At 68.4% G+C, this 13,903-nt stretch carries 22 protein-coding genes and 1 tRNA gene; 5 read left to right on the top strand and 18 right to left on the bottom strand.

Annotation, left to right across the window (positions count from 1 at the left end):
- Nucleotides 1-172 precede the first annotated feature (172 nt).
- Nucleotides 173-1,342, top strand: a complete 1,170-nt coding sequence (locus tag ACT4MF_RS03130; RefSeq protein ID WP_099255467.1) for a glutathione-independent formaldehyde dehydrogenase — start codon at nt 173-175, stop codon at nt 1,340-1,342.
- 48 nt (nt 1,343-1,390) lie between these two features.
- Here ACT4MF_RS03130 and ACT4MF_RS03125 read toward each other — a convergent pair whose 3' ends face one another.
- The gene (locus tag ACT4MF_RS03125) at nt 1,391-1,558 is read right to left on the bottom strand and encodes a hypothetical protein (RefSeq protein ID WP_180271786.1); all 168 of its coding nucleotides are present in this window, start codon (nt 1,556-1,558) and stop codon (nt 1,391-1,393) included.
- A 139-nt stretch (nt 1,559-1,697) separates the two neighbouring features.
- On the opposite strand from ACT4MF_RS03125, the gene ACT4MF_RS03120 reads away from it, so the two are divergent.
- Entirely contained in the window at nt 1,698-1,850 is a 153-nt protein-coding gene (locus ACT4MF_RS03120) for a hypothetical protein (RefSeq protein ID WP_180271785.1), read from the top strand.
- A gap of 6 nt (nt 1,851-1,856) precedes the next feature.
- Here ACT4MF_RS03120 and ACT4MF_RS03115 read toward each other — a convergent pair whose 3' ends face one another.
- A complete protein-coding gene (locus ACT4MF_RS03115; protein WP_444681707.1) occupies nt 1,857-2,972 on the bottom strand; it encodes a CobW family GTP-binding protein in 1,116 nt (371 codons plus the stop codon).
- A gap of 97 nt (nt 2,973-3,069) precedes the next feature.
- Here ACT4MF_RS03115 and ACT4MF_RS03110 point away from each other — a divergent pair, with 97 nt between their 5' ends.
- Complete coding sequence (locus ACT4MF_RS03110; RefSeq protein ID WP_444681706.1) at nt 3,070-3,213, top strand: hypothetical protein; 144 nt, start codon at nt 3,070-3,072, stop codon at nt 3,211-3,213.
- A gap of 13 nt (nt 3,214-3,226) precedes the next feature.
- Here ACT4MF_RS03110 and ACT4MF_RS03105 read toward each other — a convergent pair whose 3' ends face one another.
- Genes ACT4MF_RS03105 through mvk form a run of 4 tightly spaced genes read right to left on the bottom strand, consistent with a single transcriptional unit; the run spans nt 3,227 to nt 6,458 of the window.
- Entirely contained in the window at nt 3,227-3,556 is a 330-nt protein-coding gene (locus ACT4MF_RS03105; protein ID WP_099255464.1) for a DUF7976 family protein, read from the bottom strand.
- The gene (locus ACT4MF_RS03100; protein WP_099255463.1) at nt 3,553-4,602 is read right to left on the bottom strand and encodes an Mrp/NBP35 family ATP-binding protein; all 1,050 of its coding nucleotides are present in this window, start codon (nt 4,600-4,602) and stop codon (nt 3,553-3,555) included. Before ACT4MF_RS03100 ends, ACT4MF_RS03105 begins: the two co-directional genes overlap by 4 nt.
- Before the next feature lie 45 nt (nt 4,603-4,647).
- Nucleotides 4,648-5,445 (bottom strand): isopentenyl phosphate kinase, encoded by a 798-nt coding sequence (locus ACT4MF_RS03095; RefSeq protein ID WP_444681705.1) that lies wholly within the window; start codon nt 5,443-5,445, stop codon nt 4,648-4,650.
- A complete protein-coding gene (gene mvk, locus ACT4MF_RS03090; RefSeq protein ID WP_444681704.1) occupies nt 5,442-6,458 on the bottom strand; it encodes a mevalonate kinase in 1,017 nt (338 codons plus the stop codon). Before mvk ends, ACT4MF_RS03095 begins: the two co-directional genes overlap by 4 nt.
- 127 nt (nt 6,459-6,585) lie before the next feature.
- On the opposite strand from mvk, the gene ACT4MF_RS03085 reads away from it, so the two are divergent.
- Together ACT4MF_RS03085 and ACT4MF_RS03080 are read left to right on the top strand one after the other, a co-directional pair.
- Nucleotides 6,586-7,152, top strand: a complete 567-nt coding sequence (locus ACT4MF_RS03085; protein ID WP_444681703.1) for a mechanosensitive ion channel domain-containing protein — start codon at nt 6,586-6,588, stop codon at nt 7,150-7,152.
- A gap of 118 nt (nt 7,153-7,270) precedes the next feature.
- Complete coding sequence (locus tag ACT4MF_RS03080) at nt 7,271-7,618, top strand: DUF4870 domain-containing protein (RefSeq protein ID WP_099255459.1); 348 nt, start codon at nt 7,271-7,273, stop codon at nt 7,616-7,618.
- Between the two features lie 146 nt (nt 7,619-7,764).
- On the opposite strand, the gene rpsB is transcribed toward ACT4MF_RS03080, so the two are convergent.
- The 12 genes from rpsB to ACT4MF_RS03020 form a co-directional block, all read right to left on the bottom strand.
- On the bottom strand, nt 7,765-8,592 hold the full coding sequence (gene rpsB / locus ACT4MF_RS03075) for a 30S ribosomal protein S2 (protein WP_099255458.1): 828 nt from the start codon (nt 8,590-8,592) through the stop codon (nt 7,765-7,767).
- A gap of 16 nt (nt 8,593-8,608) precedes the next feature.
- Nucleotides 8,609-9,811 carry a phosphopyruvate hydratase gene (eno, locus tag ACT4MF_RS03070; RefSeq protein ID WP_444681702.1) on the bottom strand — a complete coding sequence of 401 codons (1,203 nt, stop codon included), beginning with the start codon at nt 9,809-9,811 and terminating at the stop codon, nt 8,609-8,611.
- Complete coding sequence (locus tag ACT4MF_RS03065; protein WP_008008427.1) at nt 9,811-9,990, bottom strand: DNA-directed RNA polymerase subunit K; 180 nt, start codon at nt 9,988-9,990, stop codon at nt 9,811-9,813. The genes eno and ACT4MF_RS03065 overlap by 1 nt, the downstream gene beginning before the upstream one ends.
- Nucleotides 9,991-9,993: 3 nt before the next feature.
- Nucleotides 9,994-10,188: a DNA-directed RNA polymerase subunit N gene (locus ACT4MF_RS03060; RefSeq protein WP_006628058.1), complete on the bottom strand. Its 195-nt coding sequence runs from the start codon at nt 10,186-10,188 to the stop codon at nt 9,994-9,996.
- A gap of 12 nt (nt 10,189-10,200) precedes the next feature.
- Nucleotides 10,201-10,599, bottom strand: a complete 399-nt coding sequence (locus tag ACT4MF_RS03055) for a 30S ribosomal protein S9 (protein WP_015910536.1) — start codon at nt 10,597-10,599, stop codon at nt 10,201-10,203.
- The gene (locus tag ACT4MF_RS03050) at nt 10,593-11,042 is read right to left on the bottom strand and encodes a 50S ribosomal protein L13 (protein ID WP_444681701.1); all 450 of its coding nucleotides are present in this window, start codon (nt 11,040-11,042) and stop codon (nt 10,593-10,595) included. Before ACT4MF_RS03050 ends, ACT4MF_RS03055 begins: the two co-directional genes overlap by 7 nt.
- Nucleotides 11,039-11,392, bottom strand: a complete 354-nt coding sequence (locus tag ACT4MF_RS03045) for a 50S ribosomal protein L18e (RefSeq protein ID WP_099255455.1) — start codon at nt 11,390-11,392, stop codon at nt 11,039-11,041. The genes ACT4MF_RS03050 and ACT4MF_RS03045 overlap by 4 nt, the downstream gene beginning before the upstream one ends.
- Before the next feature lie 39 nt (nt 11,393-11,431).
- Nucleotides 11,432-11,516 (bottom strand) — tRNA-Leu (locus ACT4MF_RS03040).
- A 167-nt stretch (nt 11,517-11,683) separates the two neighbouring features.
- Nucleotides 11,684-12,436: a DNA-directed RNA polymerase subunit D gene (locus ACT4MF_RS03035; RefSeq protein WP_099255454.1), complete on the bottom strand. Its 753-nt coding sequence runs from the start codon at nt 12,434-12,436 to the stop codon at nt 11,684-11,686.
- Nucleotide 12,437: 1 nt separating this feature from the next.
- Nucleotides 12,438-12,827, bottom strand: a complete 390-nt coding sequence (locus tag ACT4MF_RS03030) for a 30S ribosomal protein S11 (protein ID WP_004046448.1) — start codon at nt 12,825-12,827, stop codon at nt 12,438-12,440.
- A gap of 6 nt (nt 12,828-12,833) precedes the next feature.
- Nucleotides 12,834-13,361, bottom strand: coding sequence for a 30S ribosomal protein S4 (locus ACT4MF_RS03025; protein WP_099255453.1), 528 nt, complete (start codon nt 13,359-13,361; stop codon nt 12,834-12,836).
- Entirely contained in the window at nt 13,358-13,879 is a 522-nt protein-coding gene (locus ACT4MF_RS03020) for a 30S ribosomal protein S13 (RefSeq protein ID WP_099255452.1), read from the bottom strand. Before ACT4MF_RS03020 ends, ACT4MF_RS03025 begins: the two co-directional genes overlap by 4 nt.
- Between the last annotated feature and the right edge of the window lie 24 nt (nt 13,880-13,903).

Raw genomic sequence — 13,903 nt, 5'->3', positions numbered from 1 at the left:
GGCCTCGGCCGCGTCGATCGCCGTGTGAGACCGGGACGACCGACTGCTTCCGTCACTGATGGGGGAGCGAGCGCCACGACGGCTAATTGAACTATACCTTAATTTATTAACAGTATATATAATGTAAAAACGTTTAGGATACTGGACGCTATTCGATCACACGGATCACACCATGAGAGCTGTTGTATACCAAGGCCCGTACGACGTTGCCGTTGAGGACGTAGACGACCCGGAGATCGAACACCCGAACGACGTCGTGGTCGACATCACGACCTCGTGTATCTGCGGCTCCGACCTCCACATGTACGAGGGGCGAACCGCCGCCGAGGAGGGGATCGTGTTCGGCCACGAGAACATGGGGATCGTCTCCGAGGTCGGTGACGCGGTCTCGACGTTAGCGGAGGGCGACCGCGTCGTGATGCCGTTCAACGTCTCCTGCGGATTCTGTCAGAACTGCGAGGAGGGGTACACCGGCTTCTGTACCAACGTCAACCCCGGCTTCGCCGGCGGGGCGTACGGCTACGTCGCGATGGGCCCGTATCCGGGCGGACAGGCCGAGAAACTTCGCGTCCCGTATGCGGACCACAACGCGCTGAAACTCCCCGAGGGACGCGAACACGAGGACGCGTTCTCGCTGCTCGCGGACATCTTCCCGACCGGCTGGCACGGCACCGAACTGGCGAACCTCCAGCCCGGTGAGTCCGTCGCCATCTTCGGCGCCGGCCCGGTCGGGCTGATGGCCGCGTACAGCGCGAAGATCAAGGGCGCCGCCGAGATCTACGTCGTCGATCAGGTGCCGAGTCGACTCGAACTGGCCGAGGAGCACTGCGACGCCCACGCCATCGACTTCTCCGAGGGAGACCCGGTCGACCAGATCATCGAGGAGCACGGCGGGATGGTCGACAAGGGTGTCGACGCGGTCGGGTATCAGGCGACCGACCCCGACAACGTCGACACCGACACCGAGGACTACTCCTACCAGCCGGCCAAGGAGAACCCGGCGGTCGTGATCAACAACCTCATCCGCGTTGTCCGACCGACCGGCGAGCTCGGTATCCCCGGGCTGTACGTGCCGGAGGACCCGGGCGCGCCCGACGACATGGCCGCGCAGGGGCGGCTCGGCATCGACTTCGGGAAGTTCTTCGAGAAGGGACTCAAATGCGGCACGGGCCAATGTAACGTGAAGGAGTACAACCGGTACCTCCGCGACATGATCATCGAGGGGCGAGCCGACCCGAGCTGGGTCGTCTCGCACCGCGTCAACCTCGACGAGGCGCCCGAGATGTACGAGGCGTTCGACGCCCGCGAGGAGGGCGTCACGAAGGTCCTGCTCGAACCCTAAGTCGGCGCGGCCGCTCGCCGCAGTTCCGATTTTTCACCGTCCCGAGCGTCAGACCCGGAGCCACGCCTTCGGGTGTTCGTCGCGGAGGTGCGACTGATACCGACCGACGAGCTCCGGATACCCGTCGGCGACGCAGTGCCAGCCGCAGTGCTCGCAGGTGCGTTCGACCGCGTCGTCCCCGCTCTGTACGTGTCCGCCGCGTCTGTACGTGACCATGGGCGTCTCGTCGCGGGTCGACCGCGTCGATAGCTAACGTACGCCGCGGGCGGGGTTCACTCTGTCGGCGCTCGCGAAGCGCGCTCGCTCCGACCGACCCGCCGAAACCGGTATGAGGGTCCCGTCCGTCCCGGTCGGTATGTGTAAGTACTGCAACTGGGCGTTCCACGACGGCTGGGGGGAGCTGCTGAAGTACGACGACGTGTACCAGTCGGCCGTCGGCGCCGAGACCGAGTCCACCCACGGGTTCCACGAGGACTGGGACGACCTGCAGGCCGAGTTGGGGCTCTGATTCCCCCTACAGCGGGAAGGCGTCCGCGCTCTCGACCGACTGCGGGTCAGACGCCGCCAGTCCGTCGAGCTCGCTGCGGATCCGCGATTCGTCCAGCTCGCTGCCGATGAACACGAGCCGCGTGCGTCGGTCGTCGGTCGGTCCCCACTCGCCGATCGGCCCCGCCTGCACCGAGGGGCCGGCCTGGCTCACGCCGATGACCTCGTCGGTGCCCGCGACGTTCGCAACGCCCTTGGCTCGGATGATATCGCCGTCCCAGTCGGCGAGCCAGTCGGCGAACGACCCCGGATCGAGGGCGTCGGCGGAGCGGTAGACGAACGAGTCCACCCCGTGGGCCGCGGCGGCGCCTTCGGCGTGGTCGTGACCCCGGTGCTCGCCCGTCGAGCCGTCCCCGCCCTCGCTTTCCGCGATCGCCCGCTTCCACCCCGGCGACCGCTTCGCCGTCTCGAAGTCGAACCGCCTCGTGTCGAGCACGTCGCCCGGGTCGACCTCGGAGTAGCTCGTCCGGATCCGCTTCGCCCGCGGGCCGAGCCGGTCGGCGACCGACTCGATCTCGTCGAGCACGTCGTCGGGAACCATGTCCGTCTTGTTCAACACGAGCACGTCGCAGAACTCGACCCCCTCGACAAGCACGTCCGCGAGGGGCCGGTCGGCCGCCGGCTCACCGTCATCCGGCAGGCTCTCGCCCGCGTCGAACTCCTTCCAGAACCCGTAGGTGTCGAGGACGGTGACCATCGTGTCGAGCCGGAAGCGCTCGGTCGGGTCGATCGCCGACTCCTCGGTCCCCTCCGTGAACGCCCGCGCCACCGGAATCGGCTCTGAGATGCCCGACGACTCCACGAGGAGGTAGTCGAACTCGCGGGACTCGGCGAGCGCCGCGGCCTCGCTCAGCAGGTCGTCCTGGAGCCGGCAGCAGATGCAGCCGTTCGAGAGATCGACGATCCCCTCCGACTCGTTCTCGCGAGCGACCAGGTCGGCGTCGACGTTCACCTCGCCCATGTCGTTCAGGATGACGGCGATCCGCCTGTCGCCGGGGTTCGCGAGCAGGTGGTTCACCATGGTCGTCTTCCCGGCACCGAGGTACCCGCTGAGAACGGTGACGGGAATCCGGTCGTCGCTCATGTGTGTTACCGTGAGACGTGCTACCAGTATGAAACGATCGATCGGTGAGGTTCCCGCGGCCGCAACGTTAACGCCCGCCGGCGTGCGCCCCTCACCCGTGCGCCGCAGAGCCCTCCTCTCGACGGCGGTCGCCGTTTCGACCGCCTCTATCGCCGGCTGTCCGACGCCGCCGTGGGGATCCGTTCCCGAGCGCGTCGAAGTCCGCCACGGTACCGAGACGGTGCTCGACGAGGCCGTCTGACCCGGCCGCCGGTTCAGCGCTCGATCCCACCCTGCGCCTTTATCCGCATGATGTGCCGGACGTTCAGGTAGATCTCTTCCGGCGAAGTCTGCTCGTCCGGGTCGTACAGGTCCGACACGCGGTAGAGGATCGCCGAGAGCTGCCGGCTCTCGGAGCTGTCGCCCCGCACGTCGGCGGCGATTTCGCGGAGGAACTCGCGGACCTCGTCGTCCTCGGCGAACGACTCGTCTGCCGCGTCCGCGGCCGCCTCCGGAACCACCGGGTCGATGCCGGCCGCGTCGAGGGGGTCCGCGTCGTCGCCGCTCGTATCGTCGCCGTCCGGTCCGCTCTTCTCCCCGCTCATCGCTCTCCGCTCGCTCCGCGGCGGCGCACCACCCCGGCGTTGTTCGCGACGTTCTCCACGATCACCCGGAACGCGTCCGCGGTCTCTCCCTCGTCGAGCACGACCGGCTCGCCGTCGTCGCCGCCGGTTCGGACCGCGGGATCCAGCGGGACGCCGCCGAGGAAGGGGAGTTCGTGCTCCTGTGCCAGCGCCTTCCCGCCGCCGGAGCCGAATATCTCGTGGAACCCGCCGCAGTCCGGACACCGGAAGCCGGCCATGTTCTCGGCGATCCCGAGCACGTTCGTGTCGTGTTTGCCGAACATCCGAAGCCCCTTCACCGCGTCGTCGAGCGCGACCTCCTGGGGCGTCGTGACGATCACGGCGCCCGTCAGCGGGAGCGTCTGGAGGATCGTGAGCTGGGTGTCGCCGGTTCCGGGCGGCAGGTCCATCACGAGGTAGTCGAGCTCGCCCCACTCCACGTCCTCGACGAGCTGGGTGATGATCTTGTGGACCATCGGTCCGCGCCAGATGACCGGGTCGTCCTCGCCGGTCAGGAAGTCCATGCTCATCAGTTTCACGCCGAAGCGCTCGGGCGGGACGATCGTCTCGCCGTCGGTCTGCGGGCGCTCCTCGGCCGACACCATCCGCGGGACGTTCGGGCCGTACACGTCGGCGTCGAACAGTCCGACGCGCGCGCCGAGCTCCGAGAGCCCCGCCGCGATGTTGACCGCCATCGTCGACTTGCCGACCCCGCCCTTCCCGGAGGCGACCGCGATCACGTTCTTCACCCCGGGAAGCACCTGTTCGTCCGCGTCGAGCTCGTCCGGGATCGACGCCGACAGCTCCACGTCGAGTCCGGTGTCCGCGAGCGCCGTCCGCACGTCGTCGGCGATCGCCGACTCGTGCGGGGAGAAGGGGGCGCCGAGCGCGAGCGAGACGCGGACCGTCCCCTCGCTCCCCTCCTCCGTCAGTGCAACGTCGTTCACCAGCCCGAGCGAGACGATGTCGTCGCCGAGGTCGGGGTCCCGCACGTCCGCGAGCCGCTCCCGTACGTCCGCTTCGTTCATGCCCGGAGGGAGGGTCGTGGGTCGAATAAGGGTTCTGTCACCCGATCAGTCGATCCGGGTTCCGGCGTCCTCGCCGCGCAGGAACCCCGCCAGCCCTGCCGCGCCGAACACGTGTGCCGGCGCGTCGAGCGCCAGCAGCTCCCGCACCTTCGCGGCCATCCCGCCGGACACGTCGGTCGCGTCGCTCGCGCCCAGCGCGTCGGCCGCCGCCTCGAACGAGCCGATCGACGCGATCACGTCGCCGTCGCCGTCGAGGACGCCCGGCACCGTCGAACAGACGCCGACCCGGCGCGCGCCGAGCCCGGCGGCGAGATCGACGACCAGCTCGTCCCCGGAGACGACGGTGACGCCCGCGCCCGCGGTCGCGACGGCGTCGCCGTGGAGCACCGGAACGAACCCCTCGCCGAGCAGCGTCGCCGTCGAGGAGAGCGGCAGGTCGAGGTCGCCGTCGGGTCCCGCTGGGCGGGCCGAAAGCGAGAGCGGACGGACCGGCACCGCGGGCACGTCTCGCTCGTGCAACCGGTCGAGGACGGCGTCGTTGAGCTCCGTCATCGCGCCGTGGATGTCCGTCACCGCGCCCGCGTCGTCGGTCCCGGCCGTCGTCGAGACGCCGTGTTCGCTGGCGTGGTGGTGGCCGAAGCTCCCGCCGCCGTGGACGACGACGAGGCGCTCGACCGCCCCGTCGGCGAGCGCGCCGGCGACCGCGTCGCAGGCCGCGGCGAGCGCCTCGTCGTCGATCGTCTCCGGACGGTCTTTCTCCGTGATCAGGCTCCCGCCGAGCTTGAGCACGACGGGGGGCGCCTCCCCGCCCCCCGTTCCCGACGGCCCTCGGTCCGCGCTCACGGCTCCACCACCCGGACGCCCTCGGGCGCCAGCTCGGCGCGGAACGCCTCCTCGCACCCCTGCGTGAACGAGAGCGCCGTCTCCGTCGCGTCGCTCGGGTCGAGCGCGACGATGCAGCCGCCGCCGCCCGCGCCGGTGAGCTTCGCGCCGTGGGCCCCGGCGTCGCGGGCGGCCCACACCATCGCGTCGAGCGAGCGCGCGGAGACCCCGAGCGCGGCGAGCAGCCCGTGGTTGAAGTCCATCAGCTCGCCCAGCTCCGCGAGCAGCTCGGGCGACGGGTCCCCCTCCGAGACGGCGTCGGCGAGCAGTTCCTCGCCGGTCCGGACGAGGTCGCCGATCGATTCGACGGTGTCCGCGGCGAAGCGGTACTCATCGCGGAGCGCGCCCACGCCGGCGACGAGCTCGCCGGTGTCGCCGGCGCCGCCGTCGAAGCCGACGACGAACGGGAGGTTCGGCGCCTCGATCGGCTCGCAGTCGTCGCCCTCGACGCGGACCGCCCCGCCCATCGTCGAGCAGAACGTGTCGGCGCGCGAGGCCTGCCCCTCCTGTACCTCGTACTCGGCGCGGTACGCCCGGTCGGCCAGCTCTCGGCGGTCGAGCGGCTCGCCGAGCGCGCGGGTCGCGGCGTCGATCCCGGCGACCACGACGGCGGCCGACGACCCGAGCCCGGCGCCGAGCGGGATGTCGCTCTCGACGGTGATGTCGAAGCCGGCGTCGGGGGCGTCGGCCGCGTCGCGCGCCTGTTCGACCGCGGCGTCGACGTACCCCATCGCGGCCTCGACCAGCGGGGTCGGCACGTCCACGTCGGGGCGGTCGCCGTTCCCGCCGGAGTACTCCACGGTGAACCCGTCGAGCGAGAGGTCCTCGGCCTCGACGCGGACGTGGTCGTCGGACCGGGGCTCGGCGGTCACCGTGGCGCGCCGCTCGATCGCCGCCGGCACAGCGGGCTCGCCGTAGACGACGGCGTGTTCGCCGAAGAGGTACACCTTCCCCGGCGCTTCACAGACGGTCATACGAACTCCCTCTCTCCGCGGGCTTACAGGCGTTGCGCTTGCGGGGCCGTCGCGGATGGCGCTCCGGTGCGGACGTGAACTCCCCCACCCCGCCACCTTTTCACCGACGGCCGCCGTCGCGTGGGCCATGACCCGGATACCGTCGCTGCTCGCGCGGTCGCTCACGAACTTCGTCGAGGGGCTGGCGGTCGCGATACCGCGGCTGCTCTCGGGGCTCGTCTTCCTCGCGCTGGCGTACGTGACGGTGCGGATCCTCCTCGCGCTCGTCCGGTCGTCGATCGGCCGAATCTACATCGGCGACCGCGAGCTGGTGGGTGATCTCATCGTCACGCTCGCGGCGATCTTCCTGTGGTTCGGCGTCGCGCTGACGTTTCTGAAGGTCGTCGGGATGGGCGACATCGCGGCGAGTCTGGGTACCGCCGTCGGCTTCATCGCGCTGGGCGTCTCGTACGCGCTCTCCGAGATGATCGAGGACACGGTGGCGGGCGTCTACCTCCTCCGGGACCCCGACTTCAACCCGGGCTACCGCGTCGAAGCGAAGGGGGTGACGGGGACGGTCGCCGCGATTGAGCTTCGGAAGACCCGGATCGACACGGACGCCGGCGACCGCGTCGTCTTGGCGAACCGGGAGATAGAGTCACGGTGGACCCACGACGTGCCGGACGGGGAGGGGTCATCGAACGCGGACGAGTGACGGCGTTTCTGCGACCGGCGTCCCGCCTCGTGAGCGGCCATCAACGGGGGCTAGTTGTCCGTATGCGGACAGGTTGAGCACCCAATACTTATCAGGTGACTCTGAGAGATACGTCAACATGTCCACGCAACCAGAGGCAACCACGGAAACCGTAGAGGGAGATACGACTCTCGCGGCGCTCTCACACGCGTCGGCGCTCGTCGCCTCCTTCCTGGGGCCGCTGCTGTTCCTGATACTCGCGGACGACGACGACGACCTCGTCGAGCGAAACGCGAAAAACTCGCTCAACTTCCAGCTGATCATCTTCATCGCGATGGTCGTCTCGGGGCTACTGACGGTCGTGCTCGTCGGCTTTCTGCTCCTCCCGCTCATCGGACTGCTCGACCTCGTGTTGGTCCTGATAGCCACCCTACGAGCCAACAACGGACAGGTCTACTCGTATCCGTACACCCCGGATATCCTCTGAGGACCCGGGCACGAGCCCGTTCGCGCTTTCGGCGGCGCTCGTGAATCGTCCCGTCGGGCCGTCGCTGCCGCAGTCGCGACGGAGACGGCAGCAGCTACGACGGCCGGGGACTGGCAGAAAAGTCGAACTCGACGTCGAAGACCGACTTACAGCTCGTCCTCGAAGTCGTCGAGGGCGAACACGGTGTCGGCGCCGCGGCGGTCGAGCGTCTCGTTGGCGAGGAGCCAGTAGACGACCGACAGCGCGCGTCGACCCTTGTTGTTCGTCGGGATGACGAGGTCGACGTTCGACAGCTGGTTGTTGGAGTCGCACATCGCGATGACCGGGATGCCGACGGTGATGGCCTCCTTGACGGCCTGCGCGTCGCCGATCGGGTCAGTGACCACGACGACGTCCGGCTCGATGTAGCCGGCGTAGTCGGGGTTCGTCAGCGTGCCGGGGATGAAGCGTCCCGTGCGTGCGCGGGCGCCGATGGCGTCCGCGAACTTCTCGGCCGGGAACCGACCGTACTGGCGCGACGACGTGACGAGGATCTGCTCGGGGTCGTAGTTCGCGAGGAAGTCCGCGGCGGTGCGGATCCGCTGGTCCGTCGTGCTCACGTCGAGCACGTACAGGCCGTCGTCGCGAACGCGGTGGATGAACCGCTCCATATCCTTCGTCTTCTGCTGGGTCCCGATGTGGACACCGGCGGAGAGATAGTCCTCGACGGGGATCAGCAGGTCGACGTCGTCGTCGGGCATGACGTCGTCGTCGAACGGGGAGGCGTCCTCCTCGTCCGCGGCGTCGTCGGCCTCGGCGGTTGCGTCCTCCGCGGCCGCGTCGGCGGCAGCGCTCTCGGCGTCGGCGGGTGCCTCCTCGGCAGCCGCGTCAGCGGTCGGTTCCTCGGTCGTGTCGGCCTCCTCCTCGACCGCCGCGTCGACCGCCTCGGTCTCCGCGTCGTCGTCGAGTTCGACCGCGTCGTTGTCTTCCGTCATGCGTGGTGTGGGCCCGTCATACCGCGTCGTCCGCGATGCGGACCAGTTCGTTCAGCTTGGCGGTGCGCTCGCCGCCGACCGTGCCGGTCTTGATGAACCCGGCATCGGTCGCCACGGCGAGGTGTGCGATGGTGGTGTCCTCGGTCTCGCCCGAACGGTGGGAGATGACCGTCTCGTAACCGTTGCGGGAGGCGAGTTCGACCGCGTCGAACGCGTCCGACAGCGTCCCGATCTGGTTCGGCTTGATCAGGATGCTGTTGGCCGCGCCCGTGTCGATCCCGTCTTGGAGCCGCTCGACGTTGGTGACGAACAGGTCGTCGCCGCAGATCAGCGTGCGGTCGCCGACTCGGTCGGTCAGCTCCGCGAACGCCTCGTAATCGTTCTCGTCGAGGGGGTCCTCGACGTACGCGAGGTCGTACTCGTCGACGAGGTCGGCGACGTAATCGATCTGCTCGCCGGTCGATTTGGTCTCGTCGCCGTACACGTACGCGCCCTCGTCGTCGTCGTACAGCTCTGCGGCCGCCATGTCGAGGCCGAAGCGGATCTCGAAGCCCACTTCCTCCTCGACGCGGTCGACCGCCTCCTCGACGACTTCGAACGCGTCGGCGTCCGAGATCGGGGGCGCCCACGCGCCCTCGTCGCCCTTGGCGGCCGGCACGCCGCGCTCGTCGAGCACGTCCGCGACCGCCGCGTGGACCGCGGCGTTCGCGAAGACGGCCTCCGAGACGCTGGGCGCGCCGACGGGCGCCGCGAGGAACTCCTGAATGTGGGTCGCCTCCTTGGCGTGCTCCCCGCCGCCGACGACGTTGCCGAGCGGGATCGGGAAGTTCTCGCCGCGGAACGCGCCCCCGAGGTGCTGGTACAGCGGCGCACCGAGCACGTCGGCGGCGGCCTTCGCGGCCGCCATCGAGATCGCGACCGCGCTGTTGGCGCCGATCGCGGAGAAGTCGTCGGTGCCGTCGGCCGCGCGCAGCGCGTTGTCGACGGCGCGCTGGTCGCCGGCGTAGACGCCTTCGAGACGGGGAACCGCGTGCTCGCGGGCCGCCGCGATGGACTCGTTTGCCGGGAGTTCGATCGCCTCGTACTCGCCGGTGGACGCCCCGCTGGGCGCCGCCCCGCGGCCGAAGCCGCCGGACTCGGTGAGCACGTCGGCCTCGACGGTGGCGTTTCCGCGCGAGTCGAGCACGCGGCGCAGCGAGATGCCGGTGATTCGAGTCATCAGTTGGACTCCCTCCGGACTGTGAAGGGGAGCGCACCCGCATCGTACTCCTCGGCGGCGACGAGGATGGGCTCCGTCTGGTCCGTCTCGATCAGCACGGGTGCCCCGTAGGACACCTGCAGCGCTCGCGCGCCGAGGATTCGTGCTTTCTCGTATCGATTGTATCGCTGTCCTGACATGGTTTACTGGTACGGCGAGACGACGTCGACGAGGTCGCGGTGGCTGACCAGCATGCGGCGACAGCAGTGCCGGTCGACGCCGAGGTCGTCGAGGACCTCGCCGGGGTCCTCGTCGCCCTCCCGGGCGCGCTCCTTAAACTCCTCCCAGTGTTCACCCACGACGTTGCCGCACGTGAAACACCGGACGGGGATCATCATGACTGGATCACCTCAGCGGTAGGACTTCTGGTAGCGAGCGCGCGCACCGGGTCCGCCCCACTTCTTGGGTTCGGACTGGCGCACGTCGTTGACCAGCAGCGTGCGGTCGAAGTTCATGTACGCGTCGCGCAGCTCGGCGTCGCTGAGGTGCTGGACGAGACCGCGCGCGATGGCGGTCCGCGTCGCGTCGGCCTGGCCGCTGAAGCCGCCGCCCTCGACGTTGACTTCGATGTCGACGTCGGCGCGGAGCTCCTCGCCCGCGATGCGGAACGGCTCCAGCATCTTGAGCCGCGCCTGCTCCGGTTCGACCAGCTCGACTGGCTGGGAGTTGATTCGAACGCGGCCCTCGCCGTCGCGCACGGTGGCGCGGGCGACGGCCGTCTTCTTCTTGCCTGAGGTGTTAGTTACCATGTGACGTTGGCTCCCAGTGACTCGGAGATCTCCCCGAGCGTCGTGAATTTGATGTTCGAGAGGCGGTCGAGCGAGGTGTCGTCGAGGACGACGCTCTCGGCGTCCTCGTCGCGCTCGTAGGGGTTCCCGACGTACACGCGCACGTTCGAGAACGCCTCGCGGCCGTCCTCCGTCTTGTACGGCAGCATGCCGCGGATGGCGCGCTTGAAGATCCGGTCGGGGCGCTTGGGGTAGTACGGCCCGCTGTCGGACCCGAGCTCCGCGCGCTTGTGGTAGGTCTCCATCGTCGCCTCCTCGTTGCCGGTGATGACCGCGTGCTCGGCGTTGACGACGGCGACCGTCTCGCCGTCGAGGACGCGCTGTGCGACCTTCGAGGAGACGCGACCGAGGATGCAGTCCCGTGCGTCGACGACGACGTCCGCGTCGATCTTTGCGAGACTCATCGGATCACCCGTACGTTGCTCCCTTCGGGATTCTGTTCGATGAACTGTTCGAGCGACACCGCTTCGCCGGCCTGGTCGATCTTCGTGCGGGCGGTTCCCGAGAAGTCGACGGCGGCGACGGTGACGTTCTTTTCGAGCACACCGCTGCCCAGCACCTTGCCGGGGACGACGACCGTCTCGTCTTCCTGCGCGTATCGTTCGATACGGCCCAGGTTGACCTCAGCGTGCGTGCGCCGTGGCTTCTCCAGTCGGTCGGCGACATCCTGCCACACGTTGGCGTTGGAGTCGCGCGAGACCGACTTCAGATCGGCGATGAGGTTCTGTAGTTTCGGATTCGTCTTGCTACTCATAGCTGTCCCTCCTGAAGTGGAGAGTTAGTGAAAACGGAGTGCAGGGAGCAGGATTTGAACCTGCGGACCTCTACAGGACAGCGCCCTGAACGCTGCGCCGTTGGCCTGACTTGGCTATCCCTGCGTGCACTCCTGCGTAATCCGGCTCCCTTCAAACCACTTTCGGTCCCGTCGTCGGGGCGATCCGACTCGGGCGCAAAGCGATCCGACGCGGCGTCGGACCGGAGCGCGGCGCCGCGGCTCCGTGCAGGGGCGAGCGCCGAGCGTGTGGTCTGAAGGTCCGTCATTACGTTAGACTGCGACTTTCGTCTGTAGTTCGTCCGCGCGCTCCTCGATGGAGTCGATCGCGCGGAGCAGCAGTTCCTCGACGTCGAACGAGCCGTCCGTCTCGATGTGGAACACGAACGCGCCGGGGACATCCTCGACGCTGACCTCCTTCCCGGGGAACCGCTCCGAGAGGTCGTTGTCGAACTCGTCGGTGAGCTCGATCTCGCCCTCCGGCGTCTCGATGACGCCGCGGAGGATCCGGGGCTCGTCGTCGTCGAACTCGCCGAGGTCGCCCTCGACGGAGACGCGCTGAAGGTGGCGGTAGCCGACGGAGACGCCGCCCTGATGTTTGGCGTGCTCCTTGCCGGTGTCGAGCACCGCGTCGGCCTCGAACTCCAACCGCTGTCCTTCCTTCAGCTCGATGATCGGGATGTTGTCGTCGGCGACCTCGACGAGCGGGTCCGCGCACTCGATGTCGCCGGAGTACGCCGTCGCCGGTCCTTCGACGTCGAGCGCGAGGGTGACCTCGTCGCCGATTTCGAAGTCGTCGAGCGGCGTCGTCAGGGGAACGAGCCCCAGCCGAAGCCCGATCATCTCGTCGAACATGACGGAGGAGTTCTCGACGAACCGAACGGTGTCGATCGAGAACGTCGGGACGTCGGCGATCATCGCGCGGCGGATGCCGTTGGCGAACGCCGGCGTGAGCCCGCGGATCAGCACCCGCGCGCTGCGTTCGTCCCGTTCGACGTACTGGACGTCGAATTCGTCTTCCGTCATGTCAGACTCGCTTGTTCTTGGGCGCCTTCGTCCCGTCGTGCGGGATGGGCGTGACGTCCTCGATCCGGCCGATCTCGACGCCCGCACGCGAGAGCGCGCGGATCGTCGCCTGCGCACCGGGACCGGTGGACTTGTTGAGGTTGCCGCCGGGGCCGCGCACGCGAACGTGCACGCCCTCCAGGCCGGCATCCTTGACGCGCTCGGCGACGACCTCCGCCATCTGCATGGCGGCGTACGGCGACGCCTCGTCGCGGTTCTGCTTCACCACGGTGCCGCCCGACGACTTGGCGATCGTCTCGGCGCCCGTCTCGTCGGTGACCGTGATGAGCGTGTTGTTGAACGACGCGTACACGTGGGCGATTCCCCACTTTCCGTCCTCGGATTCACTCATGGTTGGTTACTCCTGTGACTCCGCGCGCTCGGGGTGGAGATCATCCGCGAGCGGGCTGTTCTCGTCGAAGGCGATGGCGCCTTCGTCGTCCACGTCGACCTTCACCGACGGACGCGTGACGCGGGCGCCGTTGACGGTGATGTGGCCGTGAACGATGAACTGGCGGGCCTGCTGGGTCGAGGACGCGAACCCCTGTCGGTAGGCGACCGTCTGGAGACGGCGCTCGAGCAGGTCGGTCACGTCCAGCGAGAGGACCGCAGAGATGTCGTCGTTGTCGCCGAGGATGCCGATGCGGCGGAGTCGTGCGACGAACTCCGCGCCGGCCTCCTGGGCGGCGTCGACGTCGCCCTGTGCCTCGCCGAGCAGGCGACGCGCCTCGCGTCGCATGCTGCGCAGCTCGGACTGGGCGCGCCAGAACTCCTCTTTGTTCTTCAGACCGTACCGCGAGAGGAGATCGGACTCCTCGGCGATGCGCTCGCCCTGGTACGGGTGATTCGGCGTCTCGTAGCCTTTCGTGTTCTTGCCGGTGCTCATTCCTCGTCACCCGCTTCGTCTTCGGCCATCTCCTCGCGGATCTCCTCGACGTTGACCCCGATGGTCCCCTCCGAGCGACCCGTGGACTTCGTGCGCTGGCCGCGTACCTTCTGGCCGCGCTTGTGGCGAACGCCCTTGTACGATTCGATGATCTTCATCCGGTTGATGTCGTGACGACGCTTCTCGCTGACGTCGGTGCCGACGAGGTGGGTCGTCTCTCCGGTGAAGAAGTCGTTCTGTCTGTTCGTCATCCACGACGGGACGTGGTCTTCGAGGTTCTCGGCGATGTCGACCACCGCGTCGAGATCTTCCTCGTCGAGGAGCCCGAACGTGGCGTTTCGGTCCACGTCGGCCTTCTCGGCGACCAGCCGCGCCGTGCGCGTGCCGATGCCGTCGAGTTCGGACAGGCTTCGCTCGACCGTCTTCGTCCCGTCGAGGTCAGCGCCCCCGATCCGGACGAAGTACTGGAGGTCTTCCTCCTCCTCCGGCGAGTCGTCCTGTGATTCTTCCGTGCTCATGTGTTGGTTGTGGTGAGCCCTACC

The sequence above is a fragment of the Halorubrum sp. FL23 genome (assembly GCF_052439115.2).
GTDB classification, from domain to species: domain Archaea; phylum Halobacteriota; class Halobacteria; order Halobacteriales; family Haloferacaceae; genus Halorubrum; species Halorubrum persicum.
This window is presented reverse-complemented; position numbering and strand designations above follow the sequence as displayed.